This window comes from Streptomyces sp. NPDC107562, assembly GCF_055657325.1.
Genome location: NZ_JBVKBE010000010.1, coordinates 141,468 through 162,500, shown reverse-complemented (window position 1 = coordinate 162,500; position 21,033 = coordinate 141,468). Strand labels below are relative to the sequence as shown.

16 protein-coding genes, 1 tRNA gene and 3 pseudogenes are annotated in these 21,033 nt (G+C 71.6%); 11 read left to right on the top strand and 9 right to left on the bottom strand.

Annotated elements, in window-relative coordinates:
- Positions 1–196: 196 nt before the first annotated feature.
- Positions 197–4,174 (bottom strand): nSTAND1 domain-containing NTPase, encoded by a 3,978-nt coding sequence (locus tag ACZ7LV_RS26120; RefSeq protein ID WP_471942653.1) that lies wholly within the window; start codon positions 4,172–4,174, stop codon positions 197–199.
- A 767-nt stretch (positions 4,175–4,941) separates the two neighbouring features.
- Between ACZ7LV_RS26120 and ACZ7LV_RS26115 the strand changes: the two are divergent.
- The 3 genes and pseudogenes from ACZ7LV_RS26115 to ACZ7LV_RS26105 all read left to right on the top strand — a co-directional run.
- Positions 4,942–5,037, top strand: a pseudogene (locus ACZ7LV_RS26115) (bifunctional DNA primase/polymerase); the annotation flags it as partial.
- Positions 5,038–5,225: 188 nt separating this feature from the next.
- Positions 5,226–5,774 carry a hypothetical protein gene (locus tag ACZ7LV_RS26110; RefSeq protein ID WP_471942651.1) on the top strand — a complete coding sequence of 183 codons (549 nt, stop codon included), beginning with the start codon at positions 5,226–5,228 and terminating at the stop codon, positions 5,772–5,774.
- Between the two features lies 1 nt (position 5,775).
- A pseudogene (locus ACZ7LV_RS26105) lies at positions 5,776–6,402 on the top strand (LacI family DNA-binding transcriptional regulator); the annotation flags it as partial.
- A 119-nt stretch (positions 6,403–6,521) separates the two neighbouring features.
- Here ACZ7LV_RS26105 and ACZ7LV_RS26100 read toward each other — a convergent pair.
- The 3 genes from ACZ7LV_RS26100 to ACZ7LV_RS26090 all read right to left on the bottom strand — a co-directional run bounded on the left by ACZ7LV_RS26100 (position 6,522) and on the right by ACZ7LV_RS26090 (position 8,487).
- Positions 6,522–6,595, bottom strand: a tRNA-Pro gene (locus ACZ7LV_RS26100).
- Between the two features lie 32 nt (positions 6,596–6,627).
- Positions 6,628–7,422 carry a Pr6Pr family membrane protein gene (locus tag ACZ7LV_RS26095; RefSeq protein ID WP_471942649.1) on the bottom strand — a complete coding sequence of 265 codons (795 nt, stop codon included), beginning with the start codon at positions 7,420–7,422 and terminating at the stop codon, positions 6,628–6,630.
- Positions 7,423–7,560: 138 nt separating this feature from the next.
- Positions 7,561–8,487: a metallophosphoesterase gene (locus ACZ7LV_RS26090; RefSeq protein ID WP_471942647.1), complete on the bottom strand. Its 927-nt coding sequence runs from the start codon at positions 8,485–8,487 to the stop codon at positions 7,561–7,563.
- A 94-nt stretch (positions 8,488–8,581) separates the two neighbouring features.
- On the opposite strand from ACZ7LV_RS26090, the gene ACZ7LV_RS26085 reads away from it, so the two are divergent.
- The gene (locus ACZ7LV_RS26085; protein WP_471942645.1) at positions 8,582–9,046 is read left to right on the top strand and encodes a GatB/YqeY domain-containing protein; all 465 of its coding nucleotides are present in this window, start codon (positions 8,582–8,584) and stop codon (positions 9,044–9,046) included.
- A gap of 328 nt (positions 9,047–9,374) precedes the next feature.
- On the opposite strand, the gene ACZ7LV_RS26080 is transcribed toward ACZ7LV_RS26085, so the two are convergent.
- Positions 9,375–11,678, bottom strand: a complete 2,304-nt coding sequence (locus ACZ7LV_RS26080; RefSeq protein ID WP_471942644.1) for a transglycosylase domain-containing protein — start codon at positions 11,676–11,678, stop codon at positions 9,375–9,377.
- A 418-nt stretch (positions 11,679–12,096) separates the two neighbouring features.
- Between ACZ7LV_RS26080 and wblA the strand changes: the two genes are divergently transcribed.
- Positions 12,097–12,435 (top strand): transcriptional regulator WblA, encoded by a 339-nt coding sequence (gene wblA, locus ACZ7LV_RS26075; RefSeq protein WP_391014411.1) that lies wholly within the window; start codon positions 12,097–12,099, stop codon positions 12,433–12,435.
- A gap of 499 nt (positions 12,436–12,934) precedes the next feature.
- On the opposite strand, the gene bagB is transcribed toward wblA, so the two are convergent.
- Positions 12,935–14,290: an ATPase BagB gene (gene bagB / locus ACZ7LV_RS26070; protein WP_471942643.1), complete on the bottom strand. Its 1,356-nt coding sequence runs from the start codon at positions 14,288–14,290 to the stop codon at positions 12,935–12,937.
- Positions 14,287–15,264 (bottom strand): ATPase BagA, encoded by a 978-nt coding sequence (gene bagA, locus ACZ7LV_RS26065; protein WP_471942641.1) that lies wholly within the window; start codon positions 15,262–15,264, stop codon positions 14,287–14,289. The genes bagB and bagA overlap by 4 nt, the downstream gene beginning before the upstream one ends.
- A gap of 107 nt (positions 15,265–15,371) precedes the next feature.
- Here bagA and ACZ7LV_RS26060 point away from each other — a divergent pair, with 107 nt between their 5' ends.
- From ACZ7LV_RS26060 to ACZ7LV_RS26040, 5 genes are all read left to right on the top strand, one after another.
- Positions 15,372–15,533, top strand: a complete 162-nt coding sequence (locus ACZ7LV_RS26060) for a DUF4177 domain-containing protein (protein ID WP_003975360.1) — start codon at positions 15,372–15,374, stop codon at positions 15,531–15,533.
- Complete coding sequence (locus ACZ7LV_RS26055) at positions 15,530–15,997, top strand: RidA family protein (RefSeq protein WP_471942640.1); 468 nt, start codon at positions 15,530–15,532, stop codon at positions 15,995–15,997. The genes ACZ7LV_RS26060 and ACZ7LV_RS26055 overlap by 4 nt, the downstream gene beginning before the upstream one ends.
- 68 nt (positions 15,998–16,065) lie before the next feature.
- Entirely contained in the window at positions 16,066–16,935 is an 870-nt protein-coding gene (locus tag ACZ7LV_RS26050) for an NUDIX hydrolase (protein WP_471942638.1), read from the top strand.
- Positions 16,932–17,762, top strand: coding sequence for an MBL fold metallo-hydrolase (locus tag ACZ7LV_RS26045; protein ID WP_471942637.1), 831 nt, complete (start codon positions 16,932–16,934; stop codon positions 17,760–17,762). Before ACZ7LV_RS26050 ends, ACZ7LV_RS26045 begins: the two co-directional genes overlap by 4 nt.
- 77 nt (positions 17,763–17,839) lie before the next feature.
- Positions 17,840–18,304 (top strand): SRPBCC family protein, encoded by a 465-nt coding sequence (locus tag ACZ7LV_RS26040; protein WP_471942636.1) that lies wholly within the window; start codon positions 17,840–17,842, stop codon positions 18,302–18,304.
- On the opposite strand, the pseudogene ACZ7LV_RS26035 reads toward ACZ7LV_RS26040, so the two are convergent.
- A pseudogene (locus ACZ7LV_RS26035) lies at positions 18,282–18,862 on the bottom strand (nucleotidyltransferase). The gene ACZ7LV_RS26040 and the pseudogene ACZ7LV_RS26035 overlap by 23 nt on opposite strands.
- 66 nt (positions 18,863–18,928) lie before the next feature.
- Positions 18,929–19,603, bottom strand: coding sequence for a Crp/Fnr family transcriptional regulator (locus ACZ7LV_RS26030; protein WP_053756529.1), 675 nt, complete (start codon positions 19,601–19,603; stop codon positions 18,929–18,931).
- 276 nt (positions 19,604–19,879) lie between these two features.
- Between ACZ7LV_RS26030 and nth the strand changes: the two genes are divergently transcribed.
- Positions 19,880–21,016 carry an endonuclease III gene (gene nth, locus ACZ7LV_RS26025; RefSeq protein WP_471942634.1) on the top strand — a complete coding sequence of 379 codons (1,137 nt, stop codon included), beginning with the start codon at positions 19,880–19,882 and terminating at the stop codon, positions 21,014–21,016.
- Positions 21,017–21,033 lie beyond the last annotated feature (17 nt).

The following is a 21,033-nucleotide window of genomic DNA, read 5'->3' as shown; positions in this document are numbered from 1 at the left end:
GTGCTGACCTGGAGGGGCCGAACGGCTCGGGGCGCGGGGGGACATGGGGAGGGGGCGACTGCCCGAAGAGTGAACGAAAACGCCCGATCGCTGGCGACGGGGGATGCACCAGCGATCGGGCTGTGGCCAAGACTAACAAGGCGGATGGCGCCGCGGGAGCCGACTGATGAGGTGCGTCGAGGCGCTGTGACGCGGATCACTCCTGGCAGGGTGGCTCGTAGGACAGGCGAGGCAGGTACTCGTGCCATTTCTCGGGCGTCAGCACACCCCGTGTGGTCGAACAGATGTGCTTCACCGCGTCGTCCACGTTCAGGTCCCACAGCCGTACGGTCCCGGCGCCGCTCGACACCCCGAGCAGACGGCTGTTGGGACTGAAGGACAGGAAGTTCCCGGTCTTGGCGTTGGGGCTGAGCGACTGCCCGATGGGCGTGGCCTGGGAGGGGCGGCCCACGTCCCAGAGGCGGACCGTGTCGTCGTTGCCCCCGCTGGCCAGCGTGCGTCCGTCCCGGCGGAACGTCAGCGACACCACCGCCTCGGTGTGCCCGCTCAGCGGGGACCCGAGCCGCTCGGCCCTCAGCGGGTCGCCGACGCCCCACAGCCCCACGGTGTTGTCGTCGCTGCCGCTGGCCAGCGTGCGTCCGTCGGGGCTGAAGGTGAGCGTGTTGACGGGGCCGTGATGGCCGCGCAGCGCGGCGCCGGTCCCGGCGACGGGGCGGCGGCCGGAGACGTCCCACAGGCGGATGGTGGTGTCGGCGCTGCCGCTGGCGAGCGTGCGGCCGTCGGGGCTGAAGGCGAGGGTGTTGACGTAGCCGGTGTGTCCGGTCAGCGGATCGCCCAGGCGGCGTGGCGCGGAGGGGTCGGCGACGTTCCAGAGCTGGATGGTGCGGTCCTCGTAGGCGGTGGCCAGGGTGCGCCCGTCGGGGCTGTACGCCAGCGCCTCGGGGCCGGCGTACCGGGTGCGCAGCCGCAGGGGAGAGCCGTGGGCGACGGGCGCGGCCGGGTCGGTGACGTCCCACAACTGCACCGTGCGGCTGCCGGTCAGCACCGCGAGGGTGCGCCCGTCGGGGGCGAACACCACGGTGCGGACGTCGCCCTCGACGGGCAGGAACGGCTTGCCCAGCAGCACCGGCCGGCGCGGCGCCCGGACGTCCCACAGCCGGATCCGCTGATCGCGCGCGGCGGTGGCGAGCACCCGCCCGTCCGGGCGGAACACCCCGATCCGCCCGAGCATGTCCGAGGTCGGTATCGACCACAACCGCACCGTGTTGTCGCCGGTGCCGGTGGCGAGGGTACGGCCGTCCGGGCTGAAGCCGAGGGCGTACATCTCGCCGCTGCTGCCCGCGAGCGGCTCGCCGACCTGGGAAGGGAACGCCGGGTTGCTGACGTCCCACAGGCTCGCCGTGCTGTCCGCGCTGGCGACGGCGAGCAGTGAGCTGTCCGGGGTGAACGCCACCGACCACACGGGCCCGGTGTGCCCGGTGAGCGGCGCCCCGAGCAGCGCCGCGTCCCCGATCTCGGTGACGTCCCACAACTGCACGGTGTCGTCGGCGCTGCCGCTGGCCAGGGTGCGGCCGTCGGGGCTGAAGGCGACGGAGTGGACGAGGGCCCGATGACCGGTCAGCACGTCGCCGAGCGGCTCGGGACGACGCCGGTCGGTCATGTCCCACAGCCGCACCGTGGTGTCGTCGCCGCCCGAGGCCAGGGTCCGCCCGTCGGGGCTGAAGGCGACCGAGCGGACGGCGGCGGTGTGGCCGGTGAGGGCGCCGAGCGGGCGCGGCCGCCCAGGGGCGCGCACGTCCCACAACCGTACGACGCGGTCCTCGGTCGCGGCGGCCAGCGTACGGCCGTCCGGGCTGAACGCGAGCAGGTAGATCGTGCGGTCGTGACCGGTGAGCGGGGCACCGAGCGGGCGGGGACGGCGGGGGTCGCGGAGGTCCCACAGCCGGACGGTGCCGTCGTCCGAGGCGCTGGCGAGGGTGCGGCCGTCGGGGCTGAAGACGGCCGTGCTCACCCAGCTCGTGTGCGCGCTCAAGGGCTTGCCGAGGGGCTTGGGGCGGCGCGGGTCCGCCACGTCCCACAGGCGGACCGTGCGGTCGTAGCTCGCCGTGGCCAGCAGCTTGCCGTCGGGGCTGAACGTCGTCAGGTAGACGGCGCCGGTGTGGCCGGACAGCGGGGTGGCCAGCGGCGCGTTCACGATCGACACCAGCCGGTTCGTGGTGCCCTCGTCGTCCGGGCGCAGCCGGTGCGCGACCAGGTCGAGCTGGGCCGACAGCGAGGGGTCGGTGTACTGGACGCGGTCGGCCTCGGCCAGCACCTGCTCGAACACCGCGTCGTCGCGCTGCTGCCACGCCACCACCGCCGCCCCGACCGCCAGCACCGCCAGTGCGACCAGCGCCGCGACCGCGCCCCGGCTTATCCACACCGTGCGCCGGCGCAGCCGGGCCGATGCGGCCAGGAAGTCGACCGCGCCGCGCGTCAGGAACGTGTCGCCGGCCGACCGCGCCCAGGCGCCGGCGTGCTCCAGCCGCGACCCCCGGTACAGCAGTGAGCTGTCGCGGTGGGTCGCCTCCCAGGCCCGGCTGTCCTCCTCCAGCCGCTGGCGCAGCAGGTTGCCGCCCCGGTCCTCGTCGATCCAGTCGCGCAGCCGGGGCCAGGCGTGCAGCAGCGCCTCGTGGGTGATCTCCACGGTCTCCGCGTCCAGCGTCACCAGCCGGGCGCGGACCAGTTCCTCCAGCGACTCCTCCGTCTTGCCGGGGTCCGCCGACTCCTGCGCGAGCTGCCGCCGCGTGCCCCGCCGCCGGGTCGCCTGGGTGTCCTCGCCCAGCCGGACCAGCCGCAGCAGCAGCAGCCGGGCGGCCGTACGCGCCGCCGGGTCCAGCTTCGACCAGGCCCGTTCGGCGGTCGCCGCCACAGCTCCCTGGATGCCGCCCGCCGCGCGGTACCCGGCCGTCGTCAGCCGGCCTCCCTTGCGCCGCTGCCAGGTGGCGAGCAGCGCGTGCGACAGCAGGGGCAGGGCGCCCGCGTCGTGTGCCCCGCGCGGTCCGTCGAAGCCCACCTCACGGACGATCAGCTCGGCGAGGCCCGGCTCCAGTTCGAGTCCCACGGCCTTCGCCGGGCCGGTCACCGCGTCGCGCAACTCGGCGGCGGTGAGCGGTCCGAGCACCATGTGCCGGTGCTGCAGGGCGTCGGCCAGTTCGGGATGGCCGAGGCACTGCTCGTAGAAGTCGGCGCGGATGCCGAGGAGGACGAGCACGGGGGCCGGCTCGCCCGGTCCCGCGGGGGAGGCCGCGTCGTGCAGGATCTGGATGAACGTACGCCGGTCGCTCTCGTCGGAGCAGAGGGTGAAGGTCTCCTCGAACTGGTCGACGATGACGACCGGCCGGGCCCCGTCCGGCGCCCACGCGGCGACCGCCTCCCGTACGGCGTGCGCAAACCCGGGAGTGCCGGGCACGCCGGCGGTGGTCACCGGCGCGAGTTCGGGTATGCGGCAGGTCAGCTCCGCCAGCGGGTCGGCCCCCGGGACCAGTTGCACCACCTCCCGGCCCTCACCGCCCCGCAGCGCGGGCACCAGCCCGGCGTTCAGCAACGAGGACTTCCCCGCCCCGGAGGCGCCGACGAGCATGACGAGGCCGCCCGTCCGCTCCGCGGCGCGCAGTTGGGCCGCCAGGGCGTCCGTGCTCCGCTCCCGCCCGAAGAACCACCGCGCGTCCTCCTGACGGTAGGACGCCAGTCCCCGGTACGGGCACACCCCGCCCGGCACGCCCGGGCTCCCCTCGGCGGGTGTGCCGTCGTCCTCCTCCGGGTCCGCCGCCCCGCCGCCCGGGCGCTCGGCGATCGGATCGGCCACCGCGCGCTCCCACAGGCGCTGCCACTGGCCGATGTCGTAGAGTCCGGCGGAGACCGGGACGGGCCGCTCCCGCCGGGCGTGCGGAATCAGCACCTGCAGCACGGCCGCGAGCGCGGCGAAGTGGGCCGGTACGTTCCTGGCGCGGCGCCAGTCGCTGATCCGCTGCGCGGAGACCCGTACGGGGCGCCCTCGTTCGTCCACCCGTTTCAGCCGGACGACGGCCTCGGACACGGTCTTCAGGGGCGGGTTGCCGGCCTCCTTGTACAGCAGCGCGAGCCGTTCCGCGAAGGCTGTGCGTGCCCCTGAGTCCGAGCCCAAGGTCTCCACCCCTTACTTCCGCACCACCTGGCCATCCGGACCGGAAAACTCACTTTATACGGCTGACCTGCGCAGAAGCCGTCCTCCGGACGCCGGATACTCCTCGTCGCGGGCCCCGAATGGCAGGATCACGACCACGCACAGCACCACCCGCGTGCCGCCCAGGCAGGTCATCAGCTCAGTGCTCGAAGAGGCACCTCAAGTCGCCGTATGTTCTGGGACAACTTCCGCGAAGTCAGCGGACGGCGGTGTCGGTCTCGACATGTGAGCCTGAGTTCCTCTGCGCGCGTCGTTCGGCACCGGTCTCCACGTGGGGAGGGACCGGTGCCGAACGACGTTGCTCACTGAAGATCATGTCCGGCTCCTACCCAAGCCGCCCCGGTGGAACGCCTCGTGGGCGACTCGCGTTGCGTCCTCCACGGACTGGGGAAACCGGGGACCGCTCCCCGCGCAGTGCCCCGAGAGAAGATCCGCGCCGGAGACCTCGGTCGCGACGGTGACCCGTGCCACGAGCGCGTGTGACGGTGCCCCCCGAAGGAACGCCCGGTAAGCGCCTGCGGCGTCGTCCTCCACGGTCGGCTTCTGCGGTCCGTACCGGGTGTCGCTCCGGTCCCGCTTCGGGCCGGAGATCCAGAACGCCTCGTCGGTCTCGGCATCGTGGAAGTTGGCGTCACCGCCCGCGATGCAGGCGCCGGGGTGTGGTCCGCTGGTTGCACCAGCCCGCCTCGGCATGAGGCACCGCGAGCCTCGAAGGCTAGGCCCCTCCACGCGGGACTCGCCACCTGTTCACCATCCCGCAGACGGTGGTGGTCCTCACCCCCAGCGGCGGCCGGCACCTGTGGCTGACCGGGCCACCATCCTCTCCGCGTCCCGCCTGACGACCCGACGGGGCGAGGCGCACTGAACGCCACCCCGGGCAGCATTGTCAAGTCCCGACATTCCGGGCCATGACCCCCACCTCTGGCCGGGGCGTAATGGAGACACGGACGACGGCACGAACGCGGACCCACCGCCTGCCTCGTCCGAACTCCCGAACCGACCCGCCCTCAAGGAGCCCCTCATGGCCCTCACCAAGACCCGGCGCCTCGTCCCTCTCCTTATCGCCACCACCCTCGCAGCCGGAGGCGTCTCGCTCACCACCACCTCCGCCTTCGCCGCCCCGGCCACCAGCACCGGCGTCACCACGGACACCGACAAGCCCAGTCCCTACCTGCTCGACGTCTACAGCAAGCTCGGAAAGCTCGAAAAGATCGGCGCGAACGACACCACCAGCAAGGGCAGCCCCGAGGACGCCAAGGGCGGCGACACCCAGCCCCCCACCGGCGGCGGTGGCGGCGTCGTGGGACCAGATCCCAACAGCGCCCCTGTGAACGTCCCTCCGTACGCCGCCTCCGAGAGTCGGACCGACGACGCGCGCCCCGGCCCGATCATGACCGACGAGAGCAACGGCGGGAGCAAGGGCAGCCCCGAGGACGCCAAGGGCGGCGACACCCAGCCCCCCACCGGCGGCGCCAGTGACAGCGGCGTCGGCAACAGCGACCCCGGGCCCCGAGACGACATCGACTACGGCATCTGGACCGACCCCGACCCCGGCCCCGTCGTCAACTGACCGCGGCCACGGTGCTGCCGATGGCTCTGTGAGCCGTCCGGGAGCAAGGCTGGTCGACGTCGCTCGCGGTGCGGGCGTCTCGACAGGCACGGTGTCCAACGTCCTCAACCGCCCTGGCGCTGTGGCGGAGCCTACTCGTCTGAAGGTGCTGGATGCCTTTACCGATCTCGGGTACGTCCGAAACGCGGGAGCGGGGGAGCTGGCCGCACACTGGCGACGCTCGGGCTTCGCCACCTGGCTCTTTCGACCTGCCGCCACGGGACGGTACCCCGGACGCGGCGATCAGGAAGAGCATCCTGTGCCGGTCGTCGCTGAGCCGTGGCCCGGGATTCCCGCACGTGGGCGAGGAGCCTCCAAGCGGGTTGAGGCGTGCTGGGTGCCGATCGCTCCCGGACTGACGCCGCACGGACTGCGCCATACGCGGACCCCGCCGAAGCTGATGGACGAACGTATGGGTCACGAGGACGGCTCGGTGCAGTCCACCTACGACCACATCACGGCTGGCATGCGGCAGGCGCTGATGACCGCGCTCACCGGAATATGGGAGGAGGCGTTGGACGCGCGCCGAGCGATGAGCCCCGGCTCGCCCGTTGCTGCTCTGGATGCGCTGCTGAGGGCTCGCGGGTAGGGCACTGGTCTGGCGACGATTTCCAAGATCTTCTCCAGGATTTCTCCAGAGAGCCTCTGGAGAACAGTTCAGGGCCGGTGCTGATCCCTCAGCACCGGCCCTGAACTGGTGTTTCTCTGTCGGGGTGGCGGGATTTGAACCCACGACCTCTTCGTCCCGAACGAAGCGCGCTGCCAAGCTGCGCTACACCCCGATGTCGCTGCTGTCGCGGCGACGACGTTTACTTTAGCCCACTGGTGGCTGGAGACGAAATCCGGTTTTGCCGTGGTGGCGGACCGGGTTCGGGCGGGCGTGGTCCAGGGCGACCAGGAGGACGGCCAGGGCATAGATGGCCAGGCCCAGGAGCAGGGCGTTGCCGAGGACGCTCTTGTATCCGTGTTGGTCGACGTCGAGGAACGGGTAGAGGTAGCGGCCCGGCGTGCCGGGGAGCAGGTACTCGCCGCGGAAGAAGGTGAAGGCCAGGTAGGCCATGGGGTACAGCAGCCAGCCGCTGGCCTGGCGGAGGTGCAGGCGGCCGGAGGGCGTGAGGAGCAGCCAGTCCAGGACCGCCGCGATCGGGACCGCCGTGTGGAGGGCGTGATCGGCGATCGTCTGGAGGAGCGCCGGTGTCGTCCCCCCTGCCGTCGCGCCGGCCATTGTGTAGGTGGTCGCGGCGTGCGGCAGGAGGAGATGGTGGACCAGGGCCGCTACCACCACGTACAGGAGCGCCGCGCCCGTGAGTGAGGAACGCAGCGGGCGGCGGGCCGTCCATGCCCGGCGGGCCGAGGCCACGAGGACCAGGGCCAGCAGGATGCTGCTCTGGATCGTGAAGTGGCTCAGCGCGCGTACCGGGCTGCCGAGGGCCAGGAAGATCGTCACCGCCGCCAACGCCGTCAGCGCGGTGAGGAGGCGGAAGACGGCGACCAGCGGGCGGCGTACGGGGGGTACCACCGCCGTGGCGGGGACCGGCGAGGGCAGCAGCGCGGGGATGCCGGGGATCGCGGGGAGGTCCGGGATGTCCCTGGGTATCGGGGCGGTCATGCCCTCACGCTAGACATGTGGGGCAAATGGGGCATGGCGGGTGGGCTGTGTGGGTGACGCCGGGGGCAAGCGGGTGATCATGTCTCGACTCGTGTCCGAGGCCTGCCCGACCCCACCGACAACAGGGGCGACCTGCCGTTACTCCCGCCCCACCAGCGTCAGCAACGTCGCCTCCGGCGGGCAGGCGAACCGCACCGGCGTGTACCGGTTCGCCCCGCACCCCGCCGACACGTGCATGTACGACGTCCGGCCCTCCGACGTGTGCGTCGACAGGCCCTTGACCCGTTCCGTGTCCAGGTCGCAGTTGGTGACGAGGGCGCCGTAGAAGGGGATGCACAGCTGGCCGCCGTGGGTGTGACCGGCCAGGATCAGGGGGTAGCCGTCGGCGGTGAACGAGTCGAGGCTGCGCAGGTACGGCGCGTGCACCACACCCATCGAGAAGTCCGCGTCGGCCGACGGGCCGCCCGCCACCTGCACGTAACGGTCCCGCTTGATGTGCGGGTCGTCCACGCCGGTCATCTCCACCGAGGCGCCGTCGACCTTGAGCATGCCCCGGGTGTTCGTCAGGTTCAGCCAGCCCGCCGCGTCGAAGGCGTCGCGCAGGTCCTCCCACGGGTTGTGGACGACGCCGACCGCGGGTGCGTTGCCGTTCAGTCCGTGCCGGCCCTGGGCCTTCTCGAACAGGTAGCGGGCGGGGTTGCGCAGCTTGGGGCCGTAGTAGTCGTTGGAGCCGAAGACATAGGCGCCCTGGAACTCCATCAGGGGACCCAGCGCGTCCAGCACCTCCGGCACGCCCTCGGGGTCGGAGAGGTTGTCGCCGGTGTTGATCACGAAGTCGGGGCGCAGGCCGGCCAGGGAGCGCAGCCAGCGCTGCTTCTTGCGCTGGCCCCTGACCATGTGGATGTCGGAGACGTGCAGGACGCGCATCGGGTGCATGCCCGCGGGCAGCACGGGGACGGTCACCCGTCGCAGACGGAAGGAACGGGCCTCGAACCCGGCCGAGTAGACGAGACCGGCGGCCGCGACCGCCGTGATGCCGAGGGGTACTCCGTATCGCGCGCGCATACGCCCATCGTGTCAGACCCCTTCGGGCGCCCGCGTCCGACCGCCCCTTAAATCAACGGGCGTCCGGCTGTGCACACCTGCGACAATCGACGTCATGACCACGCTCAAGTCGAAGCTGCAGGAAGACCTCAACGCCGCGATCAAGGAGCGCAACGAGCTCCGCTCCTCGACGCTCCGGCTGACGCTCGCCGCGATCCAGAAGGAGGAGGTCGCGGGCAAGGAGAAGCGCGAGCTCTCCGACGACGAGGTCCTGAAGGTGATCACCAAGGAGGCGAAGAAGCGGCGCGAGGCCGCGGACGCCTTCGCCCAGGGTGGTCGCGCGGAGTCGGCCGAGCGGGAGAAGGCGGAGGGTGAGGTGCTCGCCACGTACCTGCCCCGGCAGATGTCCGACGACGAGCTGAACGCGATCGTCGCCCAGGCGGTCGAGGAGGCCAAGGCCGCCGGCGCGGAGGGGCCGCGGGCTATGGGCGCGATCATGAAGATCGTGAACCCCAAGGTCGCCGGCCAGGCGGAGGGCGGCCGCGTCGCGGCGGCGGTGAAGAAGTTCCTCGCAGGCTGAGCCCGCCTCTTGGCGCAGGCGGCCCAACCCGCCCTGGGCACCCGGCCCAACCCGCCCTGGGCTCCTAGCCCAACCCGCCCCGGGCATCCGGCCTGTCCGCGCCCGCCGAGGGCGCGGACAGAGCCCTCCTAGGCCGACCCCTCCGGGGGCGGCGGCCCGCCCCGCCTAAGGGCCTGCGGGCCGAGCCCCGCTTTTCGGCGCGGGTGGCCGACGCCGCCCTCCGACGCCGCGGCCCACTGCCCGTTCCTTCCGGTACGGCGATGGGGGCGCCCCTTTCTGCAGGGGCGCCCCCATCGCCGTATCACCGCCTACCGCCGGCCGGCCTGCCTCACGGCCAGTTGCCGCCGTTGCCGTTGCCGTTGTCCCCGCCGTTGTCCCCGCCCTGGATCCAGCCCTCAGGGAAGGAGAAGGACGGCTTGGGGTCCGGGCCGCCGCCGGTGCCCCCGTTGATCAGGCCCTCGATGAGGCCGCCCTGGTCGTCGCCGTTGCCGTTGTCGTTGTTGCCGTCACCGCGGCCACGGCCGCCGTCACCCTCGTCACGGTCGCGGTCCTTGTCGACGTCCGGGATGTCGACGTGGTTGAAGGTCGCCGCCTCCTTGCCGACGAGCGCGCCGGTCATCGCGTCGCGCCAGATCGGGCCGGGGACGCGGCCGCCGTAGACCTTGTCGTGGTAGACGCCGCCGATGGTGATGTTCTCCATCTCCACCTGCTGGGTGGCGCTGCCGACCCAGACCGCGCCCGCGAGGTTGGGCGTGTAGCCGACGAACCAGGCGTTCCTGCGCTCGTCCGTCGTACCCGTCTTTCCGGCGCTGTCGCGGTCGGTGAGGCCGGCCTCCTGGCCCGTACCGGAGTCGATCACGCCGCCCAGCAGTTCGTTGATGGTGTCGGCGGTCTTCTCGGACATGGCTCGCGTGCAGGTCGTCTTCGGTACCTTGAGCGACTTCTCCTCGTTGCCGATCTTCTGGCTGATCGACTCGATCGCGATCGGCGTGCAGTACGTACCGCGCGAGGCGAAGGCGGCGTACGCGCTCGCCATCGTGAGCGGGGAGATGCCCTTGGAGCCGAGGGCGATCGCGGGCACCTCGGGCAGCTTGTCGCCGTTGCCCTGCACGACGTGCAGCTTGTCGGTCATCTTCACGACCGGGCACAGGCCGATGTCCGAGATCATCTGCACGAAGTAGGTGTTGACCGACTTGGCCGTGGCCTCCTTGAGCCGGTACGGCCCCACCTCGGACTCGTCCTCGTTCTCGACGGTCGCCTTGTTCGGGCCGGTGTTCACCCACGGCTTGCCGGAACACGTCTGGACCGGGCTCGGGTACTCCATGTCGTACGGCGACGAGTACTCCTGCGTGGCGGGCCGGCCCTGCTCCAGGGCGGCCGCCGCGACGAACGGCTTGAACGTCGAACCGGTCGGGAAGCCGTAGTTCGAGCCGCCCCAGGCGGAGTCGACGGAGTAGTTGTACTCCGTCTCGTTCTTGTTGTAGCCGTACGCCTTCGACTGGCCCATGCCGAGGATCTTGCCGGTGCCCGGTTCGACCAGCGTGGTCGCCGCGGCGATCTGGTCGTCCTTGTTGACGTGGTCGGCGAGCGAGTCCTGGACCGACTGCTGGGCCTGCGGGTCGAGGGTGGTCTTGATCGTCAGGCCGCCCTGGTTCCAGAGCCGCGCCCGCTCCTCCTTGGTCTTGCCGAAGACCGGGTCGTTGAGGAAGACCTTCTCCACGTACTTGCAGAAGAAGCTGGCGCCCTTGACGGCGGTGATGCAGCCGTTCTGCGGCCGGCTGACCTTCAGCTCCAGCGGCACCTTGCCGGCCTTGTCGGCGTCCGCCTGCGAGATGTCGCCGACCTCCGCCATGCGCTGCAGGACGATGTTGCGCCGCTTGGTGGCCTCCGCCTCGTCGTTGACCGGGTCGTACCGGCTGGGCGACTGGACGATGCCCGCGAGGAGCGCGGCCTCCGCCAGCGAGAGGTCCTTGGCGGACTTGGAGAAGTAGCGCTGCGAGGCGGCCTCGACGCCGTAGGCCTGCTGGCCGAAGAACGTGATGTTCAGGTAGTTCTCGAGGATCTTCTTCTTGCCGAGCTCCTCCTCTACCTGGATCGCGTACTTCAGTTCGCGGATCTTGCGGCCGAGGGTCTGCTGGGTGGCCTGCGCGACCTTCGTCGGGTCGTCGCCCGCCTCCTCCACGAAGACGTTCTTGACGTACTGCTGGGTGAGTGTGGACGCGCCCTCGGCGACGCCGCCGCTCTGCGCGTTGCGGTTCAGCGCGCGCAGGACGCCCTTGAGGTCGACCGCGCCGTGCTGGTAGAAGCGCGAGTCCTCGATCGCGACGATCGCCTTCTGCATGAACGGCGAGATGTCCTTGAGCTCGACCACCGTGCGGTCGCGCGAGTAGACCGTGGCGATGTCCTCGCCGCGCGCGTCGAGGATGGTGGTCCGCTGGCTGAGCGGTGGGGTCCGCATGTTGGCGGGGAGCTCGTCGAAGCTCTCCACCGATCCCTTCGCGGCGAGGCCCAGCGCGCCGACGGCGGGCAGCGCGATGCCGGCCATGACGGCTCCCGCGAGCACACTGACACCGAGGAACTTGGCGGCCTGTTGCGTTGGCGACAGACCACCGCCCGAGCGCTTCTTTGGCATGAGGGCAGCCTACGTTCTCATTCGCCGGACACGCGTATATGCCTTGGCCTAAGCTGCTCTCAACTGTCACAGCAGTAGGGCTACGTATCAATACGTCCGGCGACCCCGAATCGTTCCGGATCCCCTCGGCCTTTTTCGCCGAGGCGTGTTGGGGGCGTGCCCGAATCGGCCTTGTGTGTCACTTGGCGTCCGTTGTGACGCAACTGAACCATCCCTAATTGTCGGGATTGTCGCGCATGTCGCAGGCTCACTCCCCCGGGTGATCTGCCGCTTACGCATAGTCCGTTCGGGCCATTCAAGATTGGGCCCGCTGGGGGTGTTGCGCCGTGCCCACCTTCCGTAACGTCCTCAACTGGCGGCGGTGAATATGCCGCTGCCGCCGTGGGGGAGCCTCGATTCGGGAGAGGACGGCGCCGGTATGGGCTGGGTAACCGACTGGAGTGCGCAGGCGGCCTGCCGCACTACCGATCCAGATGAACTGTTCGTTCAGGGAGCAGCGCAGAACAGGGCCAAGGCGGTGTGCACCGGATGTCCGGTACGCACGGAATGCCTGGCCGACGCGCTGGACAACCGCGTCGAGTTCGGCGTGTGGGGAGGAATGACCGAGCGCGAGCGCCGCGCACTGCTGCGCAGGCGCCCGACCGTCACCTCCTGGCGCCGGCTCCTGGAGACCGCGCGGACGGAGTACGAGCGGGGTGCCGGCCTGGTACCCCTCGACGACGACGAGGTGTACGAGAACTTCGCAGCGGTGGGCTGAGCGCCACGGGGTTGGTCGCAACGGGGTTCGGCGTTACGGGCGGTTCCGACGGGGTTCGGCGTCACGGTGCGGGTCACGGCAGGCTTGGCGCCCCAGGCAGGGCGCGACGGAGGCTCGGCGCCATGGCGCCAAGGTCACGGGGCTGAGCGCCATGGCTCGGCGTCACGAGGCTGAGCGCGGACGCGCACTCTCGCGAAAGCGCGGGTCACAGGGCCGAACACCACCGGGCCGGGCACGACCGAGGCTCGGCGCCAAGGTCACGGGGCCGAGCGCGGACGCGCACTCGCGCGACGGCGCGGTCAACGGCCTGAACACCACCGGGCCGGCGACGGAGGCTCGGCACCCACGAAGCCAAGCGTCGCGGGCCTGCGTGACACGGCTCGGTGTCACGAAGCCCGGCGGGCGTGCTCGCGCGCGTGAGCGCCTGTCGCCGGGCCGCGCGTCACGAGGCCGGCCCGACGGAGCCGGGAACCCCGGGCGCCCCGTGAGGAGCCCGCCCTCAGACGTCCTCGACGGGCAGCTCCGGCCGATGGGCCGCGAGCCGTTCGCCGATGTTCCGCAGTCCCGTGAGGTCGTGCACGTCGCCCGGCAGCGCGGCCACTTCGACCACCGCCACCTCGGGGTGCAGCGAGGTGAAGCGGTCACGCGTGCGCTGCTCGCGCGCGATGAGTTGCATACGTTCCGCGTGCAGCCTCAGCAGGCCGGCGGTGAGCTGGTCGACGGAGTGCTGCGAGGTCTGCTCGTCCGTGACGACGGGGGAGTCGTCCTCGTCCGTGGTGGTGGGGGAGTCCTCGGTGCGAGCCGGTGCCTCGGAAGCGGGTGCATCTGAACTGCCATACATGTCGGGAGAGTTACGAAGTCCAGCTTTCCCGCCCCCCTGATCCACAATGCCGGGCTCTTCAAGATTTTCCGCGGCGGCGAGCGCCCGCTCGGCCGACAGCCGGTCGGCGCCGCTGCCGTGGACACGGTTGAGCACCAGCCCGGCCAGCGGCATGTCCTCGGCGGCCAGCCGCTTCACGAAGTACGCGGCCTCCCGCAGCGCGTCCCGCTCCGGGGCCGCCACGACGAGGAACGCCGTCCCGGGCGCCTGGAGCAGCTTGTACGTCGCGTCCGCGCGCGTGCGAAACCCGCCGAAGGTGGTGTCCATCGCGGACACGAACGTCTGGACGTCCTTGAGCAGCTGACCGCCCAGCAGCTTGCCGAGCGTGCCGGTCATCATCGACATCCCGACGTTCAGGAACTTCATCCCCGCCCGGCCGCCCAGCTTCGCCGGGGCCGTCAGCAGCCGGATGAGCCGCCCGTCCAGGAACGAGCCGAGCCGCTTGGGCGCGTCCAGGAAGTCCAGCGCGGAGCGCGAGGGCGGGGTGTCGACGACGATCAGGTCCCATTCGTCCCGGGCCCGCAGCTGGCCCAGCTTCTCCATCGCCATGTACTCCTGCGTGCCGGCGAAGCCCGCGGACAGCGACTGGTAGAAGGGGTTGCCCAGGATCGTGGCGGCCCGCTCGCGGTCCGCGTGCGCCTCGACGATCTCGTCGAAGGTGCGCTTCATGTCGAGCATCATCGCGTGCAGCTCGCCGTCGCCCTCGACGCCCTTGACCCGGCGCGGGGTGTTGTCCAGCGAGTCGATCCCCATGGACTGCGCGAGCCGCCGCGCCGGGTCGATGGTCAGGACGACGACCTTGCGGCCGCGCTCGGCGGCCCGCAGGCCCAGCGCCGCGGCCGTGGTGGTCTTGCCGACCCCGCCCGATCCGCAGCACACCACGATGCGGGTGTCCGGATCGTCCAGCAGCGGATCGACGTCGAGCACGGGCGCCGGGGACAGCCGGTGGTGCGCCGGCGGGGGGTTCGGACTCATGAGAGGTCCTGCTTCCGCAGCTCGGTGGCCAGTTCGTACAGGCCCGCCAGGTCCATGCCCTCGGCGAGCAGCGGCAGTTCGTGCAGGGGCAGGCCCAGCTCCGCGAGGACGGCTCGCTGTTCGTGCTCCAGCAGATACCGCTCGCCGTACTCCTCGGCCTGCGCCACCAGCGGGTCGACCAGCTTCTCGGCGTTCTGCCCGCGGCGCGCCCCGCCGAGCCCCGCGGCCGACAGCGACCGCGCGACATCGGCGCGCGGCAGCGTCCGTACGAGGTCCAGGTCGGCCGCGTCCAGCACCTCGGGCCGCACCATGTTCACGATCACCCGGCCGACCGGCAGCTGCGCCGCGCGCAGCTCGGCGATGCCGTCCGCGGTCTCCTGGACCGGCATCTCCTCCAGGAGGGCCACCAGGTGCACGGCGGTCTCCCGGGACTTCAGCACCCGCATCACGGCCTGCGCCTGATTGTGTATCGGGCCGATCTTCGCGAGGCCCGCGACCTCGTCGTTGACGTTGAGGAAGCGGGTGATCCGGCCCGTGGGCGGCGCGTCCATCACGACGTAGTCGTAGACGAACCGTCCGGCCCGGTCCTTGCGCCGGACCGCCTCGCACGCCTTGCCGGTCAGCAGCACGTCCCGCAGGCCGGGCGCGATGGTGGTGGCGAAGTCGATCGCGCCGAGCTTCTTCAGGGCCCGGCCGGCGCTCCCCAGTTTGTAGAACATCTGGAGGTAGTCCAGAAGGGCCAGTTCGGGATCTATGGCGAGGGCGAACACCTCGCCGCCGCCCGGGGCGACGGCGATCTTTCGTTCCTCATAGGGCAGCGCCTCCGTCTCGAAGAGCTGTGCGATGCCTTGTCGGCCCTCGACCTCGACGAGAAGCGTCCGCTTCCCCTCGGTGGCCAGAGCCAACGCTAGGGCGGCGGCGACCGTCGTCTTGCCGGTCCCGCCCTTGCCGCTGACGACCTGGAGCCTGCTCACGTCTTCGAGCGTAACCAGTTCGCGCGAAAAGCAATCGGCGGCCTGTGGACAACCCTCACCCCGGACGGCCGCGAAGGCAGCCGCCGCCAGCGGATACAGTCGGCCCCATGACCAAGTGGGAATACGCAACCGTGCCGCTGCTCGTCCACGCCACGAAGCAGATCCTGGACACCTGGGGCGAGGACGGCTGGGAGCTCGTCCAGGTCGTGCCCGGGCCGAACAACCCCGAGCAGCTGGTGGCATACCTGAAGCGCGAGAAGCAGGCGTGAGCGCGGTCGAGGCGAAGCTCACGGAGCTCGGCCTGACGCTGCCGGCGGTCGTACCGCCGCTGGCCGCCTACCAGCCGGCCGTGCAGAGCGGGCCCTACGTGTACACCTCGGGCCAGCTCCCGATGGTGGAGGGCAAGCTTCCGGTCACCGGCAAGGTCGGTGCGGAGGTCACCGCGGAGGAGGCCAAAGACCTCGCCCGCGTCTGCGCCCTGAACGCGCTGGCGGCCGTCAAGTCCGTCGCCGGCGACCTGGACCGGATCGCGCGTGTGGTGAAGGTCGTGGGCTTCGTCGCCTCCGCCGCCGACTTCACCGGCCAGCCCGGCGTCGTCAACGGCGCGAGCGAGCTGCTGGGCGAGGTCCTGGGCGAGAAGGGCGTGCACGCGCGCAGCGCGGTGGGCGTGGCGGTGCTGCCGCTGGACGCGCCGGTCGAGGTCGAGATCCAGGTGGAGCTCGTCCAGCCGTAGCGGGCGGCGCCCGTCGAGGTGATCACTGCCTCTCGAACATCCGCTCACCACGGGATAGCCTCGCGCCCATGGCGAACGGTCAGTGGTACCCCCCGGAGTGGCCGGACCGGATCCGCGCGCTGGCGGCGGGCACGCTCACGCCGGTGACCCCCAAGCGCGCGGCCACGGTCATGCTCCTCAAGGACACGGGCTCCGGCCCCGTCGTCCACATGCTGCGCCGCCGCGCCTCCATGGCGTTCGCGGCGGGCGCCTACGCCTACCCGGGCGGCGGCGTCGACCCACGGGACGACGACCGTCACGTCCGCTGGGCGGGCCCCACGCGCGCGTGGTGGGCGGACCGCTTCGGCGTCGACGAGGCGGCCGCCCAGGCGATCGTCTGCGCGGCCGTACGCGAGACGTACGAGGAGGCCGGGGTCCTGCTGGCCGGGCCGGACGCCGACTCGGTCGTCGGCGACACCACCGGGCCGGACTGGGAGGCGGACCGCGCCGCCCTGGTCGCGCGCGACCTCTCCTTCGCGGAGTTCCTGGACCGCCGCGGACTGGTGCTGCGCTCCGACCTCCTGGGCGCCTGGACGCGCTGGATCACCCCGGAGTTCGAGGCCCGCCGCTACGACACCTGGTTCTTCGTCGCCGCCCTCCCCGAGGGGCAGCGCACGCGCAACGCCTCCACGGAGGCGGACCGCACGGTGTGGATCCGGCCGGCCGACGCGGCGGCGTCGTACGACAAGGGCGAACTGCTGATGATGCCGCCCACCATCGCGACGCTGCGGCAGCTGACGGCGTACGGGACGGCCGCACAGGCGCTCGAGGCGGCCCCGGGCCACGATCTGACTCCCGTCCTCGCACAGGCCCGTCTGGAGGGCGACGAGCTCGTGCTCTCCTGGCCGGGCCACGACGAGTTCACCAAGCACATCCCGACCGGGGGAGCCCCCGCATGACGGACGCAAGCGCGCTGCCCGGACGGCCCCGGGGCGGGGTCCTGAGCGGACCCGCCACCCCGCGCGCGGTCAACGTCCTCGCGCCCAACCCCTCCGCGATGACCCTGGACGGCACCAACACCTGGCTGCTGTCCGAGCCCGGCTCGGCGGTGGCCGTCGTGGTCGACCCGGGCCCGCTGGACGAGGGACACCTGCGTACCGTCGTCGACACCGCCGAACGGGCCGGCAAGCGCGTCGCCCTGACCCTGCTGACCCACGGGCACCCGGACCACGCGGCCGGCGCCGCCCGCTTCGCCGAGCTGACCGGCACAAAGGTGCGGGCGCTCGACCCCGCGCTCCGGCTGGGCGACGAGGGGCTCGGCGCGGGCGACGTGGTCAGGGCCGGCGGCCTGGAACTGCGGGTCGTGCCGACGCCCGGTCACACCGCGGACTCGCTGAGCTTCCACCTCCCGGCCGACCGGGCGGTGCTGACGGGCGACACCGTGCTGGGACGCGGTACGACGGTCGTGGCGCACCCGGACGGCCGCCTGGGCGACTATCTGGACACCCTGCGGCGCCTGAGGTCCCTCACGGTCGACGACGGCGTCCACACCGTCCTCCCGGGCCACGGACCGGTCCTGGAGGACGCCCAGGGCGCGGTGGAGTACTACCTCGCCCATCGCGCCAACCGGCTCGCCCAGGTCGAGACGGCCGTCGAGGACGGCTTCCGGACGCCGTCCGAGATCGTGGCCCATGTGTACGCCGACGTGGACCGCACCCTGTGGCCGGCGGCGGAGCTGTCGGTGCGGGCCCAGCTGGACTACCTGGTGGAGCACGGGCTCGTCTGAGGCCGAGGTGCGCCACCGCGGCGCCGCCCGCACGCTGGAGGACATGTCCTGCGTCCTTCGGAAGGAGCGTGGCCGGCGTGGCCCGTAACCGCCGTCTGATCCTCACCTCGCCGTCGGAGGTCTGGAGCCTGCTGGCCGACGGCCGCCGCTACGGGGAGTGGGTGACGGGCACTCAGCGGATCCTCGCGGCGGACGCGCACTGGCCCGAGGTGGGCGCCCGCCTCCAGGTCCGCGTCGGGGTCGGAGCCCTGACCCTCGACGACACCTGCGTCGTGCGGATCTGCGAACCGGAGCGCCGCCTCGAACTGGAGGCGCGGGCCGACCCGTTCGGCGCCGCCCGCATCGCCCTGACCCTGCTCCCCTGGGGCGACGCGACCCTCCTCACCATCGACTGGCACCCCCTGCGGGGTCCCGGCATCCGGATGCACGGACTGCCCGTGGACTACGTCGTCAAGGTCCGCAACGGCATGATGCTGACGAAGCTGGCACGCATCGCGGTGAACGAGGGCCGACGCCCGCTCAGCAGGGCCTCGGCGCCTTGACCCCGTGCACGCGCGCGTACTCCTCGGCGAGCCAGGGACCGAGGTCGTCGACGTACGCCTTCAGGACGGCGGGATCGCCGGTCGGCTCATGACCGAGGACGGCGGCCGCGCGCATCTGCCCGGCGCGCGGGGGGTAGTACGCGCCGAAGACCGAGGCCACCTCGGCCAGATCGCTGGTCCAGCCTCCCCAGCGGGGCATCACGAGACAAGGTCGCCGTTGGTCTCGCGCGTCAGGAGGCCGTCGGGCCGGTAGGGCGGCAGGAGCGCGGCGAGGTCCGGACCGGTGAGCGGTGTGCAGAGGCAGGCGACGAACCATCCCAGGTCGTGCCTCTCCAGGTCGCTCAGCAGCCGCGCGCGGCCGTACAGGCATGCATACAGGAGCGTCCCCACCCCGTCGATCTCGGGGAACTCGCCGTCCAGCGCCTCCTCGAGGGCACAGGCGTCCACCCGGTCCGCGTCGCCGGGCTCGTCCCGCAGCGCGGGCAGCAGATCCAGGTCGGCCACGACGGGACGGAACGAGGCCTGGACGCGCGCGAGCGAGCCCTCGCGCACCAGCAGGCCCTCGGGGTCGAGGCCTTGCGGGGGTGTCGTCAGCGCGGTGCCGGTCCTCGGTCCCGGCAATCCTCAGCGCGAGCGCTTCGCGAGGCGCTCCACGTCCAGGAGGATCACCGCACGCGCCTCCAGCCGCAGCCAGCCGCGCTGGGCGAAGTCGGCCAGGGCCTTGTTGACCGTCTCGCGGGACGCGCCGACCAGCTGGGCCAGCTCCTCCTGCGTGAGGTCGTGGACGACGTGGATGCCCTCCTCGGACTGCACGCCGAACCGGCGGGACAGGTCCAGCAGGGCGCGCGCGACACGGCCGGGCACGTCCGAGAAGACGAGGTCGGACATCGCGTCGTTGGTCTTGCGCAGGCGCCGCGCCACGGCACGCAGCAGCGCGGTGGCGACCTCGGGGCGGGCGTTGAGCCAGGGCTGGAGGTCGCCGTGGCCGAGCCCGAGCATCTTGACCTCGGTCAGCGCGGTGGCGGTCGCCGTCCGCGGGCCCGGGTCGAACAGCGACAGCTCACCGATGAGCTCGCCGGGACCGACCACGGCGAGCATGTTCTCGCGGCCGTCGGGCGACGTGCGGTGCAGCTTGACCTTGCCCTCGGTGACCACGTAGAGGCGGTCGCCGGGGTCGCCCTCGTGGAACAGGGAGTCACCCCGCGCGAGGGTCACCTCACTCATGGAGGCGCGCAGCTCCGCGGCCTGCTCATCGTCGAGCGCCGCGAAGAGCGGATTGCGCCGCAGAACGTCGTCCACGAGTTCTCTCCTTGTCGACCTGCTCAGGGGATCTTTCTCCCCCGGTGTTCCAAGGCACCCTGGTGCCCATTTTGCCGGACCGTCCAAACAGTGTGATCTGTCACAAGGATGCCGCACCGGGGTCCAGTGGTAAGCGGCAGGGGTCCAATTGGGCGCTGATCTTCAGGGTCCGGGGCGGATGTCGGTGCCGGGGCTTAGGCTGGCCGGGTGTCCAAAACACCGGTGAGAGCACAGGCCTAGGGGGCTGCGCGGGTGGTTGTACGTCGAGATTCCGCTGTGGGCGAACAGGATTCCGGCGGCGGAGAGAAAGCGGCAAAGGCGGCAGAACGGGTGGTGTCCAAGGAGACCGCCCCGGCCGCACGGGCCACCTCTGAGCATGGTGCCTCCGCGAAGAAATCCGGCTCCGCGAAGAAATCCGGCTCAGCGAAGAAGGCCGCCTCCGCGAGGCAGTCGCCGGCCAAGAAGTCCGCCTCCGTGAAGCAGGCACCGGCCAAGAAGGCCACCCCCGCGAAGAAGAGCACCGGCCCCGTCAAGAAGGCCACCCTCGGGCGCGGGAAGCCCGCCGTGGCCCCCGAGAGGACCTCCGCCTCCGTGAAGGCCGCGCCCGCCAAGACGGTGACCACCGCCCGGCCGCCCAGCGGCGAGTCCCGTACCGCCCTGGTCCGCCGGGCCCGCCGGATCAACCGCGAACTCGCCGAGGTATATCCGTACGCCCACCCGGAACTCGACTTCGACAACCCCTTCCAGCTCCTGGTCGCCACGGTCCTCTCGGCCCAGACCACCGACCTGCGCGTCAACCAGACCACCCCCTCCCTGTTCGCGAAGTACCCCACTCCCGAGGACCTGGCCGCCGCCGACCCCGAGGTGGTCGAGGAGATCCTCCGGCCGTGCGGCTTCTTCCGGGCCAAGACCAAGTCGGTGATGGGGTTGTCCAAGGCCCTCACCGAGGACTTCGGCGGCGAGGTCCCGGGCCGGCTCGAAGACCTCGTCAAGCTGCCCGGCGTGGGCCGCAAGACCGCGTTCGTCGTCCTCGGCAACGCCTTCGGCCGGCCCGGCATCACCGTCGACACGCACTTCCAGCGGCTGGTGCGGCGCTGGCGGTGGACCGAGGAGACCGACCCCGACAAGATCGAGGCCGCCGTCGGCGCGCTGTTCCCGAAGAGCGACTGGACCGACCTCTCGCACCACGTCATCTGGCACGGCCGCCGTATCTGTCACGCCCGCAAACCCGCCTGCGGCGCCTGCCCCATCGCCGAGCTCTGCCCGGCGTACGGCGAGGGCGAGACGGACCCCGAGAAGGCGAAGAAGCTGCTGAAGTACGAGAAGGGCGGTTTCCCCGGTCAGCGCCTGAAGCCGCCGCAGGCCTATCTGGACGCGGGGGGCAAGCCGGCTCCGCCGCTGGGGTCCGGATGACGCGAGCAGTGACGCGT

Bases quoted from the DNA above. Each gene is read 5' to 3' on its own strand.
- ACZ7LV_RS26080 (WP_471942644.1), bottom strand. From the start codon at position 11,678: ATGCCAAAGAAGCGCTCGGGCGGTGGTCTGTCGCCAACGCAACAGGCC.
- ACZ7LV_RS26060 (WP_003975360.1), top strand. From the start codon at position 15,372: ATGACCAAGTGGGAATACGCAACCGTGCCGCTGCTCGTCCACGCCACG.
- ACZ7LV_RS26090 (WP_471942647.1), bottom strand. From the start codon at position 8,487: ATGCGCGCGCGATACGGAGTACCCCTCGGCATCACGGCGGTCGCGGCC.
- wblA (WP_391014411.1), top strand. From the start codon at position 12,097: ATGGGCTGGGTAACCGACTGGAGTGCGCAGGCGGCCTGCCGCACTACC.
- ACZ7LV_RS26050 (WP_471942638.1), top strand. From the start codon at position 16,066: ATGGCGAACGGTCAGTGGTACCCCCCGGAGTGGCCGGACCGGATCCGC.
- ACZ7LV_RS26085 (WP_471942645.1), top strand. From the start codon at position 8,582: ATGACCACGCTCAAGTCGAAGCTGCAGGAAGACCTCAACGCCGCGATC.
- ACZ7LV_RS26045 (WP_471942637.1), top strand. From the start codon at position 16,932: ATGACGGACGCAAGCGCGCTGCCCGGACGGCCCCGGGGCGGGGTCCTG.
- bagB (WP_471942643.1), bottom strand. From the start codon at position 14,290: ATGAGTCCGAACCCCCCGCCGGCGCACCACCGGCTGTCCCCGGCGCCC.
- ACZ7LV_RS26110 (WP_471942651.1), top strand. From the start codon at position 5,226: ATGGCCCTCACCAAGACCCGGCGCCTCGTCCCTCTCCTTATCGCCACC.
- ACZ7LV_RS26095 (WP_471942649.1), bottom strand. From the start codon at position 7,422: ATGACCGCCCCGATACCCAGGGACATCCCGGACCTCCCCGCGATCCCC.